The sequence below is a fragment of the Brevibacterium sp. AGC70 genome, from assembly GCF_057334195.1.
In genome coordinates this window covers 152754-164840 of record NZ_JBHFIH010000009.1, presented here as the reverse complement: position 1 = coordinate 164840, position 12087 = coordinate 152754, and the positions used below count along the sequence as shown (strand labels likewise).

Sequence of the window (12087 nt, the reverse complement as noted above, 5' to 3'; positions counted from 1 at the left end):
TTAGGTTACGGTGGAATCGTGAATACACCCCGCCCCAGCAGACAGAGGCAGCAGACGGAACGTCTGATGAACCTGCTGATCGCTCTGAGAGCCGCCCGCGGATGGGTCTCGCGGAAGACCCTGATGAGTGCCATCGACGGCTACGCGGGACTTGATGACATCGCCTTCGACCGCAAGTTCTCCCGCGACAAGGAGCTTCTGCGGCATATGGGGATCACGATCGCCACTCGCGCCGAACATGACGCCTATTCAGATGTGGGAGAGACGGGCTACCGGATCTCCGCCGATGACTACGCGATGGATGACGTAGAGCTCACTCCCTCCGAAGCGGCTGCTGTGGCGGTTGCCGCACAGTTCTGGTCCGACACCGAACTCGGTGAGTCCAGTGCGCAGGCGCTGACGAAGCTGCGCGCCCTGGGCATCGACCTCACCGAGGCAGGACCTGGGCATGTCGAAGCCAATCAGGGGCCTGCGGCACGAAAGCTGGGCAGTGCGAACTTCGCCACAGCCCTCCACCACATAAACGCCCGTGAGGCGATCAGCTTCAAGTACCACAAGCCCGGGCAGAGCCCTCGTAAGGTCAAGCTCGAACCCTACGCGCTGCTCAGCCGCGGTGACCGGGTCTACCTGCTGGGCCACGACATCGACCGGCAGGCCCAGCGCACGTTCCGACTCTCCCGGGTCGAGGGCAAACTGGCGAAGCTCGGCGGACGGGACCCTGGCGACTATGACATCCCCGCTGACTTCGCCCCACATGTGGCACTGAGCTCGAGCACGGAGATGGCGGTCGTCGCCGAGGCGAAGCTGCGCATCCGCGCCCACCGTGCGGACCCGCTGCGCCGACGACAGGTGCGCACGGAGGATGATGCCGTGATCATCGAGTTCACCGATGCCGTATCCCTGGCCGCAGAGATCGTGAGTTTCGGCACCGCCGTCGAGGTGCTCTCCCCGGTCGAACTGGCCCAGGCTGTCGAGGACCGACGGCACGCAGTCAGAGAGTCCCTCGAACGACTCGGAGGTCGTAATGTCCTCAGCGCGTGAACGACTCACCCGGCTGCTCAGCCTGGTCCCGTATCTCGATGCCCATCCGGGGGCCGACCTTGAGGAGACGGCGGACTATTTCAACATCGATTCGGACACTCTCATCGATGACCTGCAGCTCCTGTTCGTGACAGGTCGCCCCGGCCACATGCCCGATGACCTCATCGACGCCAGCTGGGAGGGCGGGAAGATCTACATCTCCAATGCTGAAGAGGTCTCCGTCCCTGTCCGACTCAGCGCCGAAGAGGCGGGAGTCCTCGTCCTGGCCCTCGAACTCATCGACACCCTGCCCGGGCTCGACACCGAGGCGGTGCGCACGGCAGCGTCGAAGCTGCGCCTGGCTGCGGGGGAGAACCTCCACACACCTGTCGAGGTCAGCCCGATCCCCGCGGACGAAGAGCTCATGGCGTTCCTCAAACAGGCGATCGCTACGGAAGCGGCGGTCGAGATCGACTACTACGTCGGTTCCCGAGATGAACTGACCCGGCGGATCATCGCCCCCAGCAGGCTGGTGCCCGGGGCGGACTGGTACCTGGATGCCTGGTGCTATGCCGCTCAGGCTCCTCGCCGTTTTGCCCTGAGCAGCATTCGCTCCTGGATTCCGGCTGCACATCCGCCGCTGACCGTCAGCACCGCGCAGTCGAGTCCACGGGAAGTCACCATGACGCTGTCGGCAGCGGGCGCATGGCTCGCGGATGAACTCGAGTTGAGCGAGCGTGAATACTTCGCCAATGGTGAGCCTAGTGTGCGAATCAGATTCCTGGTCCACTCCGTGGACTGGTTGAGTCGATTCCTGCTGTGCCATGCCGACGTCATCACCGACATCGACGACAGTGAAGCAGTGGACGCCGCACTGACGCGGCTGGGCTGAGGCCGGTCGTGACACATCGCCCCAGCCGTGCGGCGAGGATGAAAGGCACAGCCACACGGCGTAGAATCTTTCAGAGCAGACAATAGTCAAGGAGTCCCCATGAAACCGAGTTTCGTGCAGATCGCGATCGTGATCCTCATCATCGTGATCATTTTCGGCGCACCCAAGCTGCCGGCGCTGGCCAGAAGCCTGGGTCAGTCGATGAAGATCTTCAAGTCAGAGGTCAAGGACCTCCGTGATGATGACGAGCCCAAGAAGACCGAACCTGGCGAGCTCAACCGCGAGGCAGGGGAGAACGACACCTCGTCGACCGCGGAGGCTGCCCGAAAGCCTGAGCACCCTGCACAGGAAAAGCAGGATCCGCAGTCTCGCGAGACGTGAAAGAGCAGCACGACCGGCGATCGTCTTCGGCACGTAAGAAGAACCCTGAGCGGAAGATGCCCGTTGTCGGGCACCTCATCGAGCTCCGGAATCGTCTCCTTGTCGCGGCGATCGCGATCGCCCTCGGTGCCGTCGCCGGATGGTTCCTCTACGATCCGGTCCTCGACATTCTGCAGGAGCCGATTCGTGGCATCCGTGCCTCGGGCGACCGGACGGCTGAGATCAACTTCGCAGGAGTCGCCTCCCCGTTCGATCTGAAGATCAAACTGTCGTTCTTCATCGGCATCTTCCTGTCCTGCCCGATCTGGCTCTACGAAGTCTGGGCATTCATCGTTCCGGGGCTGACGAAGAAGGAGAAGCTCTACTCGCTCGGCTTCCTCGGTGCTGCGATTCCACTGTTCCTCGCGGGATCGACCATGGCCTTCTTCGCCCTTCCCAATGCAGTCAAGGCGCTGACATCGTTCACCCCGGCTGGTGGTACGAACATCATCCCGGCGCAGGACTACCTGAGCTTCGTGATGGTCATCATCGTGGTCTTCGGTCTGGCGTTCGTTCTTCCGGTGCTCATGGTCGGACTCAACATGATGGGCATCCTCTCGGCCGCACGGATCCAGAAATCCTGGCGGGTGATCGTGATGATCGTGTTCCTGTTCGCGGCCATCGCCACCCCCACTCCCGACGCAATGTCGATGTTCTTCCTCGTGATTCCGATGATGACGCTGTTCTGTGCGGCATGGGTGATCTGCGTGTTCAGCGACCGGAGACGTAAGAAGAGGCTCATCGCGCAGGGCCTGTGGGTCGACCCCGACGAACCGATTGACTGAGAGAAGCATGACTGAATCCGTGAGCCCGCTCGACCCCTCGGCAGATACTGAGCCATTGAGTCCTGCGGCGGCCTATGCCGACTATCGAGATAGGACGAAGAAGGCGCAGACCCCCTTGGGGCGGTTCGCGGCCAGGACCGACTTCGAACTCGACGACTTCCAGCTCGAGGCGTGCACGCAACTGCAGGAAGGCAAGGACGTCCTCGTCACTGCGCCCACCGGTGCCGGCAAGACTCTGATTGCGGAATTCGCTGTCGAGCTGGCTAGGGACGAAGGCAAACGGGTCTTCTACACCACCCCGATCAAGGCGCTGAGCAACCAGAAGTTCAACGACCTCATGGAAGTCCATGGTGTCGACAACGTCGGGCTGCTCACTGGTGACACCTCGATCCGGCGTGATGCGCCGATCATCGTCATGACCACAGAAGTCCTGCGCAATATGCTCTACAACGACCTGTCGGGACTCTCCGACCTCGGATTCGTCGTCCTCGACGAGGTTCACTACCTCGCCGATCGTTTCCGCGGACCCGTGTGGGAAGAGGTGATCATCCACCTGCCGGACCGGGTGCAGATGGTATCGCTGTCGGCGACCGTGTCCAACGTCGAGGAGTTCGGTGCATGGCTGCGTGAGGTGCGTGGGCCCACAACCGTCATCTCCACCTCTCACCGTCCGGTGCCGCTGGTCAATCATGTCCTCGTCGGCCACCGTATGTATGATCTGTTCACTCACCACGACTCCGACCGGATCGATCCCGCCCTCAACCATGCCACCCGGACCCATGGTGGGCCCCGCTCGAGGCGCGAACGAGCCACCCGTGCCCGGTTCCGCAGGCCCAGCCGAACCCAGGTCGTGTCCTCTCTGGCAGAGACCGGGATGCTGCCGGCGATCATGTTCATCTTCTCCCGAAATGCCTGCGACGAGGCGGTGGAGCAGTACCTGGCCTCGGGATTCGACCTGAACTCCCGTGAAGAGAAGGTCATCGTCAATGCCGCACTGGAAAAGCTGCGCGATGAGCTGGCCAGCGAGGACCTTGGCATCCTCGGATTCCACTCATTCAGGGAAGGTCTTCTGCTGGGAGTCGCCGCCCACCACGCGGGGATGATCCCACAGTTCAAACAGCTCGTCGAGGAACTCTTCTCCCAGGGCATCATCAAGGTCGTCTTCGCCACCGAAACCCTGGCACTGGGCATCAACATGCCTGCACGCACGGTCGTCCTCGAGAAGCTCGTGAAATTCAACGGTGAGGCCCACGTCTCGATCACACCGGGGGAGTACACCCAGCTGACCGGACGTGCCGGGCGCCGCGGCATCGACAAGATCGGCCACTCCGTCGTCATCTGGCACCCCAGCTTCGAAGTCAATGAGATCGCAGGACTCGCCTCCAACCGCTCCTACGCGCTCAATTCTGCGTTCGGACCCACCTACAACATGACGGCGAACCTGCTGTCGCGGATGAGCTCGGCGGAGGCAGCGAAGGTCCTTGAGACCTCGTTCGCACAGTTCCAGGCCGACAAGGCCGTCGTGGGCCTGGCGAAGAAGGTGCGGAAGAACGAAGCGACGATCGGAGCCTATGAGAAGTCGATGCAGTGCGAGCTCGGGGACTTCGCCGAGTATGCGCGTCTGCGGCAGGCCATCAGCGATACCGAGAAGCAGGAGACTCGCACCAAGTCGAAGAACCGGCAACGTGAGATCGTCGAGTCGCTGAGTACACTCAAGGTCGGCGACGTCGTCACCCTGCCCGCGAAGCGAGTTGAGGGCACTGCCGTCATCATCGCGCCCATGAGCTCCCGCGACGGAGGTTCGCGGCTGCCGACGGTCCTGACCGAACAGGGCAAAGTCTGGCACCTGCGCCCCCACGAGGTGACCGAACCGCTGGCGGCGCAGGGCCGGGTCCGTGTGCCGAAGAAGTTCAATCACCGGCAGGCGGGGGATCGGAGGCAGCTGTTGGGCATCCTCAACGATGCCAAACACGATGGCAAGGTCGATCCAGGGGCCCGATGGGAATCCTCACCCGGTGCTTCTGGTGTCAGCTCGAGTGTGTCGGAGATGACCGCGCAGCTGCGAGCCCATCCCTGCCACGAGTGCCCGGACCGCGAGATGCACGCCCGGTGGGCCAACCGAGCAGCCAAACTGGTCAAGGAGAACGATTCGCTCATCGCCCGGATCGAAGGCCGAACGACGTCGATCGCTCTCGTGTTCGAACGAGTTCAGGATGTCCTGCGCACGCTGGGCTTTGATCCCGAACAGTCCGATATGCTGCGTCGGATCTACGGGGAGCGCGACCTGCTGGTGGCGCTGACCATTCGCTCGGGACTGTGGGACAACCTCGTCGAACCTGAACTTGCAGCATTCGCCTCGTGCTTCGTCTTCCAATCCCGGCGCGGTGACACCCTCCATCCGGAGCGTGCCCCGAGCCGCGACCTCAAGGTCAACGGAGATGAAGCAGTGACGATCTGGCGCAAGCTGTTCCAACTTGAGGAGCAGCACGCCCTGTCCACGACGCAGGAACCCGACAGAGGACTATTCAAGCCGATGTACCGCTGGACTGAAGGCAAGAACCTTGCCGACTCCCTGCGCGGCACGGACATCGCAGCCGGAGACTTCGTCCGATGGGCCAAGCAGAGCCTTGACCTGCTCGGTCAGGTCGCGGAGGTGGCCGAACCGGAGACTGCGGTGCGCATTCGTCGGACAATCGAAGCGATCCGCCGTGGAGTCGTCGCCGACTCCTGATCGGCAGATCGGTCCGGACTCAGCAGCGAGATCTGGTTGAGCAACAGAATCTGGTTCAGCAGCAGGATCTGGTTCAGCGCTTGACCTTCTTGACGATGTTCTCGATGTCGGAGCCGAACGCGCTCTCCGTGGTCAGGTAGGTCCACGTCGACGACGGACGCTTGAGCCCGTGCGATTCCAGATCGATTCCGGTCTCCGTGAACTCTGCCTCTTCGACCGTCGACGCTGAATCCTCGATGACGTCGGACCAGAACGAGGAGAAGACGCGGATGGACTCCGTGTTGAACGCCTCATGCGGCTTTTCACGTGCAAAGGTGCGCAGATGGATGCCCTCACGCAGATCGTTGAGGAAGGCGAGGTGGTCGACCCAGCGTGCGTCGAGATGGAACAGCATCACTTCGCGCAGCGTCGCGTCGACGAGCTCCTGCGAATGCTCGTCCGCCAGATCCTCCGCCACATCGCCGAGGCGCCCCTTGAGTTCGTTGATGGCCTCATCATCGACGCGCAGCTCTTGGCGTCGAGCGAGGACGAGGTCACGCTGCTTGGCCATGAGCTCATTGAACTTCCAGGTGTCGCGATGCAGTGCCGTGTTCTGACCTTCAGCGACGCGCTGGGCGTGTTCGACGAGACTCAGCGCCCGCTTCGACTCGATCCACCCGGTCTCATCTCCTTCGGAGACGAAACGTTGGATCTCCGGGACACGGGTCAGCAGCTCATCTTCAAGGCTGGTGAAGAACACGGATGTTCCCGGATCGCCTTGACGTCCGGCGCGACCGCGCAGCTGATCATCAAGACGTGAGGACAGGTATCGTCCGGCACCGATGACCAAGAGCCCGCCGGCATCGGCAACGCTGTCATCGGCCAGGCGGATATCGGTGCCGCGTCCGGCCATCTGGGTCGACACCGTCACCGCACCGGGGGCACCGGCAGCCGCGATGACCTCAGCCTCGAGCGAATCGTCCTTGGCATTGAGAACCGCAACATCGATCCCGCGTTCGGTCAGCCGAGCCGCCAGCGATTCGCTTTCCGCCACCGAGGAGGTGCCGATGAGCACGGGACGATCCTTGGCATGGTTGTCGGCGACCTCGTCGACGATCGCGCGTTCCTTCGACTCCTGATACGTGTAGAGCCTGTCAGGTTCGTCGTTGCGGATGACGGGCAGGTGCGTGTCGACGGGGACGATCTCAAGGTTGTAGAACTCGCGCAGGTCATCGCCGACAGCCAACGCGGTTCCCGTCATACCGCAGACGGTCTCGTAGCCGTGGATGAGCTCTTCGACGGTCATCTGGTCGAGGATCTCACCGCTTTCAGTGGTGCCGACGCCTTCCTTGGCCTCGACCGCTGCCTGCAGTCCGTCTGGCCAACGCTGCAGTTCGGCCACACGCCCACGGGAAGCCGAGATGAGTTTGACCCGTCCGTCGACGACGAGATAGTCGACATCACGCTTGACCAGGGACTTCGCATACAAGGCCAGGTTGACCGCGGCGAGATCGGACGCGTCTTCACCGAAGAGCTCGACATCGAGTTCAGCTTCGACGCGATTGATTCCCTCGTCTGTGAGCGAGACCGCCTGATGATCCGGGCTGATCTCGTAATCGACGCCGGGCTCGAGGGTCTCGACGAGTGCCGCGATCGCAGCGTTGGCGTCTTCGACACTGGCCGATCCGGCGAGGACGAGGGGGACACGTGCTTCGTCGATGAGCACAGAGTCAGCTTCGTCGACGATGACGACATCACGATCCGGGACGCGAATCTGGTCGTCATCGGTGACGAAACGATCGCGCAGCACGTCGAAGCCGACCTCCGTCACGGAAGCATAGAGAACCTCAGCACCATAGCTCTCGCGTCGCTCGGACTCACTCTGAGTACCGGAGATCGATGCTGACTGAACACCGAGGAGGTCGAAGAGGGGCTTCATCCAGGTCCGGTCGCGAACAGCGAGGTAGTCGTTGACGCTGACTACGTGTACTCGACGACCCTGCAGAGCATAACCGGCCGCAGCGAGAGCGCCGACGAGGGTCTTGCCCTCACCGGTGGCCATCTGCACGATATTCGCCTGCAGCAGTCCCACCAGGCCCTTGATCTGCGTGTCATAGGCGCGCTCGTCGAGAGACCGTTCGGCAGCCTCACGAGCCAACGCACAATAGCGAATGAGGTTGTCCTGCGTGGAGCCTGAGGTGAAGATGTCGGCAGCGGCCTCTGTCAGCTCGCTATCATCCATCTTCGCGCACTCACGACTCGCGGCCGCCATATCGTCAGCGGCCTTATCGAACCATCCCGTGGCTTTGTCGGCCTGTGCGCCGGGTCGGTTGAGCAGTCGTGAAAAGAAACCCATTATCGTCCTTCGTCGAGTGATGGTCGCAATTGATTCTATCGTTCAGGCCATGGGCCAGGAGCCATCGACGACGGCCTCGGCGTTGCCCTTTCTGCGCAACCAAGACTGCAGGTCAGCGGCCTGAGCGCGTTTCCAGTCGCCCTGGGCGGTCATGATATCGGCCCGAGTGAGATTCGCGATTTCCTCCGAGCTCTCGGCCAACGCTCGGGAAATGTCCAGGGCGGCAAGGGCATCCGCTGCGGCATCGTGGGCGTCGAGCAGGGTTACCTTCCAACGTTTGGCCGTCTCCGTGAGAGTCCGTTTGCCACGACGGAACTGCTCGATGCGCTTGTCCAGGACAAATGTATCGACGATCGTCGGCAGCAGTGCCGCGAAGTCGATATGGGGCTGATGGCGTTTGACTTCGGCCGCCATGACGCTGAGGTCATAGACGATATTGTGGCCGACGACGACGGCGCCTTCAGATCTGAGATCCGACAAGACCGTGCAGAGCTCGGCGATCACCTCTGACACCGGAGCGCCGTTGGCTTGGGCGAATTCGGTGGTGATTCCATGAACAGCTCGCGCCGGTTCGGGAATTTCGACGCCGGGGTCGGCGAGCCAGGTGCGTGAATTGTCGACGGATTCGACGAATGCAGCAGTCACGATCCTGGCAGTCGACGGGTCGACACCAGTCGTCTCGAGATCGAAACCGACCAGCCGCGACTGCGACCAGGAATCAGCGGCGGATAAGCTCGGAACCGGCGCGGCCGCAGGCTGAGCAGCAGGCGCCTGGATCGGAGTGATCGTGCTTGTGCCGGTGGCCATGGGGAAGGATTGTCCCGATGCCTTCGGGCCGGATTCTGTGTCGGCGCTGCCGAGGGCGGCGATGAGATTGTCGACCGAACGGCGGATATTCTGACCACGGGCTGCTGTCTCCACCGCAGGGCGATCGAGCTCGCCGGGTATGGAGTCGAGATCGAGCCCATGCGCGACGTCGGTCAGGCACCGCATGACCTCAACGGTCTTGTAGAGCGTGTCCTCCTCTTCGATCAGCGTGGCCGCTCGTTTGGGGCTGAGACCACCGGTCTTCACACCGGCCTTTGCGGCCTTGATGACCGATGCGAGGGAACCGAAGTTCGCGAGCAGCGTCGCGGCGGTCTTCTCTCCGATCCCCGGTGCGCCAGGCAGACCGTCCGAGGGATCGCCGCGCAACGCGGCGAGCTCACGGTATCGGGTTCCATCGGGCACACCATAGGCCTCGGGCAGATCTGCCTGGGTGATGGCCTCCCACTCTCCGCCCTTACGCGGTCGAAGCACACTGACGTCTGCGGCCTCATCGATGAGTGCGAGCAGATCACGATCGGGGGAGACGATGACCACAGGGGTGCGCGACTGGGCGGCCATAGTCGCGATCACGTCATCGGCTTCGGTCCCGTCCACCTCGGCGATGGGGATTCCTGCGGACTGAAGAACGCGAGTCATGATCGGCAGCTGCACAGCCAGCTCGGGTGGGATCTCAGTGCCTGCTTCGGCATCTTTGACCCGGGCCGCTTTGTATTCGGGCATGATCGCGGTTCGGAAGGCGGGTCGCCAATCCGCGTCCATGGTCGCCACAACTCGCGGGGAGTCGAATCGGCGAATCATCTGGGCGATCGCGTCGAGGACGCCGCGCACGGCGTTGACCGGCTGGCCGTCGTCGTTGACGATCGAATCGGGGACCGAGTAGAAGGCACGGTAGTACAGGGCGGGCGTATCGATCAGGACCAAGGGCTTCACACTCGCTGACGATACCCGACACTCCTGACTCGAGTGCAAAGACGCGGACACAGAGGTGTAGCCTATCGGCTGTGACTATGTACTTTGGTGGAGATGTATACAGCAGTGTCGACCCGTTTGCGACCGCCTTGGGCACGAAGGACGGAAAGGTCTCGTTCATCGGCTCCGATGAGGCAGCGCTTGCATCGGAGCCCGACGCAATCAATCTCGACGGGGACTTCCTCACCCCCGGTTTCGTTCACGCGGGGCTGACTCTTCGCGAGGGCGCTCCCGACGGTGACCGGCTCGTCGAGTCCGGTTTCACCCATGTGCACGTCCTCGGGACCGCTGAGGCCGTGCGGGACTTCAGTGAACGCGCGCCCAGTACTCTGAGGATCGTCGCGTATCCCGAGATCAGCGCCGAGACCGCTCCAGCGGCGGACCCGACCGCGGACAGAGCGAGCATCGCTGCGCTCGACTTCCTCCGCCTTGATACGTTGCCGGAGACGGCACTGTACATCCAGGTCGAATCGAACCAGCGCCTCGGCGAGGTCCTTGACCGTGTGCGCGACCATGCCGCACTGGCACAGCGCAACGGATACCGTCTGCTGCTGAACTTCAGCGTCACTGAGGACTTCATCACGCCGCTGGGCTACTCAGGCATCGCGATCACTCTCGATCCCGCGCAGCCGCAGCCTTTGGCGCAGCTGCTGTCGGCAGGTGCCCAGGTGTCGTGGACGGACTCACAGGGCTCACCGTGGGCTGCTGTGCGCTCGGCCGTTGTCGGCGAGAACGGAATCGGAGCACGCGCAGCGTTCAACGCAGCCACCCGGTTCGCTCACCGTGCCGCTGGCAACCCAGACGGTGGAGTCCTCGCCCCCGGAGCCGACGCTGACTTCGTACGCTGGCAGGTCGAACGACTCGTCGTTCAGGTCGCAGATGCACGCGTTGCCGCGTGGAGCACCGATCCGCGTTCGGGCACACCCGGACTGCCGGAACTCTCACCCGACGTCGTGCTGCCGACTCGCATCGCACTCCGCGAGGATGCATAGAACCCGTCGACGCGGTGACGGTCGACCCTGATCGCCAGATTCAAGACGACACGCCGAGAAGCGAAGTATTTTTATCATTCTGCCTTGCGTCTGACCTGGAGATTTGAACGTAACCCCAGGTCAGAGAGATTTTGCAAAGATCACGACAGCCACTAGATTCGTTGTTGACATTCCACAGCAGCTGGGATGGAGTCGGCACTCTCGTCATTAGATAACTCGTTTCCCAACGTGGTCCGAAGGCGAGAGTGTCGACTCATATATTCCGCCACGCTCGGCGTATCGTTGTGGCCGTGGTTTCTAAGACTCTGGTCGTCATTCCGACCTACAACGAACGACTCGCTCTTCCCGTGACACTGGCCGGTCTGTTCGAGAATCAGCCCGACGTCGACGTTCTCGTCGTCGATGACGGCTCACCCGACGGCACCGGTGACTGGGTCGATGACCAGGCACGCGCCGATCCACGGCTGCACGTCCTGCATCGCAGTGAGAAGTCCGGTCTGGGGATGGCCTACATCGCCGGATTCGAATGGGCGCTGGAGCGCGATTACGACATCATCTGCGAGTTCGACGCCGACGGATCTCACCGCCCTCTGGACCTCGGGCAACTTCTGGCTGTGGCCCAGGCGGGACATGCCGACCTCGTCATCGGCTCGAGGTGGGTTCGGGGTGGGGTGATCGTCGACTGGCCTCGCTCCCGCTTCTTCCTCTCCCGCGGAGCCAACATCTACGTCAATGCGGTCATGGGTCTCGGGGTCAAGGACGCGACAGCAGGGTTCCGTGCATATTCGCGAGAGGTGCTGCAGAGTCTTGATCTCTCCGGAGTGCAGTCCCAGGGGTACTGCTTCCAGATCGACATGACCTACCGCACGGTCGAGGCCGGATTCCGCGTGGCCGAGGTTCCCATCGTCTTCGTCGAACGCGAACTGGGCGAATCGAAGATGAGCGGATCGATCATCTCCGAGGCATTCACCAAGGTAGCCGGTTGGGGGCTGACGCGCCGCAGACGTCAGGCTCGAGACTTCATCGAGCGAATCGCTGCTCGCAGGACGACTTCCTGGGGGCGCTGAGGCGGCTCCTGGCAGTCAAGAAGGGGGGGGGGGGGGGGGGGGGGGGGG

The 12087-nt window shown here is 62.6% G+C and carries 9 protein-coding genes; 7 read left to right on the top strand and 2 right to left on the bottom strand.

Annotation, left to right across the window (positions count from 1 at the left end; all coding sequences use genetic code 11):
- Positions 1–18 precede the first annotated feature (18 nt).
- From ACE03M_RS06180 to ACE03M_RS06160, 5 genes are all read left to right on the top strand, one after another.
- A complete protein-coding gene (locus ACE03M_RS06180; RefSeq protein ID WP_485933162.1) occupies positions 19–1041 on the top strand; it encodes a helix-turn-helix transcriptional regulator in 1023 nt (340 codons plus the stop codon).
- Complete coding sequence (locus tag ACE03M_RS06175) at positions 1025–1912, top strand: WYL domain-containing transcriptional regulator (protein WP_143921673.1); 888 nt, start codon at positions 1025–1027, stop codon at positions 1910–1912. The genes ACE03M_RS06180 and ACE03M_RS06175 overlap by 17 nt, the downstream gene beginning before the upstream one ends.
- 99 nt (positions 1913–2011) lie before the next feature.
- A complete protein-coding gene (gene tatA / locus ACE03M_RS06170; protein WP_143921672.1) occupies positions 2012–2293 on the top strand; it encodes a Sec-independent protein translocase subunit TatA in 282 nt (93 codons plus the stop codon).
- Entirely contained in the window at positions 2290–3117 is an 828-nt protein-coding gene (gene tatC, locus ACE03M_RS06165) for a twin-arginine translocase subunit TatC (RefSeq protein ID WP_485933161.1), read from the top strand. The genes tatA and tatC overlap by 4 nt, the downstream gene beginning before the upstream one ends.
- Positions 3118–3124: 7 nt before the next feature.
- Complete coding sequence (locus ACE03M_RS06160; RefSeq protein WP_143921671.1) at positions 3125–5848, top strand: DEAD/DEAH box helicase; 2724 nt, start codon at positions 3125–3127, stop codon at positions 5846–5848.
- A gap of 73 nt (positions 5849–5921) precedes the next feature.
- Here the strand turns inward: ACE03M_RS06160 and secA2 are convergent, their stop codons facing one another.
- Together secA2 and ACE03M_RS06150 are read right to left on the bottom strand one after the other, a co-directional pair.
- On the bottom strand, positions 5922–8183 hold the full coding sequence (secA2, locus tag ACE03M_RS06155; protein WP_485933160.1) for an accessory Sec system translocase SecA2: 2262 nt from the start codon (positions 8181–8183) through the stop codon (positions 5922–5924).
- A gap of 42 nt (positions 8184–8225) precedes the next feature.
- The gene (locus ACE03M_RS06150; RefSeq protein WP_485933159.1) at positions 8226–9941 is read right to left on the bottom strand and encodes a 5'-3' exonuclease H3TH domain-containing protein; all 1716 of its coding nucleotides are present in this window, start codon (positions 9939–9941) and stop codon (positions 8226–8228) included.
- A gap of 77 nt (positions 9942–10018) precedes the next feature.
- On the opposite strand from ACE03M_RS06150, the gene ACE03M_RS06145 reads away from it, so the two are divergent.
- Positions 10019–10972: a metal-dependent hydrolase gene (locus tag ACE03M_RS06145; RefSeq protein WP_485933350.1), complete on the top strand. Its 954-nt coding sequence runs from the start codon at positions 10019–10021 to the stop codon at positions 10970–10972.
- Between the two features lie 284 nt (positions 10973–11256).
- Complete coding sequence (locus tag ACE03M_RS06140) at positions 11257–12039, top strand: polyprenol monophosphomannose synthase (RefSeq protein ID WP_485933349.1); 783 nt, start codon at positions 11257–11259, stop codon at positions 12037–12039.
- Positions 12040–12087 lie beyond the last annotated feature (48 nt).

Bases quoted from the DNA above. Each gene is read 5' to 3' on its own strand.
- ACE03M_RS06175 (WP_143921673.1), top strand. From the start codon at position 1,025: ATGTCCTCAGCGCGTGAACGACTCACCCGGCTGCTCAGCCTGGTCCCG.
- tatA (WP_143921672.1), top strand. From the start codon at position 2,012: ATGAAACCGAGTTTCGTGCAGATCGCGATCGTGATCCTCATCATCGTG.
- ACE03M_RS06160 (WP_143921671.1), top strand. From the start codon at position 3,125: ATGACTGAATCCGTGAGCCCGCTCGACCCCTCGGCAGATACTGAGCCA.
- secA2 (WP_485933160.1), bottom strand. From the start codon at position 8,183: ATGGGTTTCTTTTCACGACTGCTCAACCGACCCGGCGCACAGGCCGAC.
- ACE03M_RS06145 (WP_485933350.1), top strand. From the start codon at position 10,019: ATGTACTTTGGTGGAGATGTATACAGCAGTGTCGACCCGTTTGCGACC.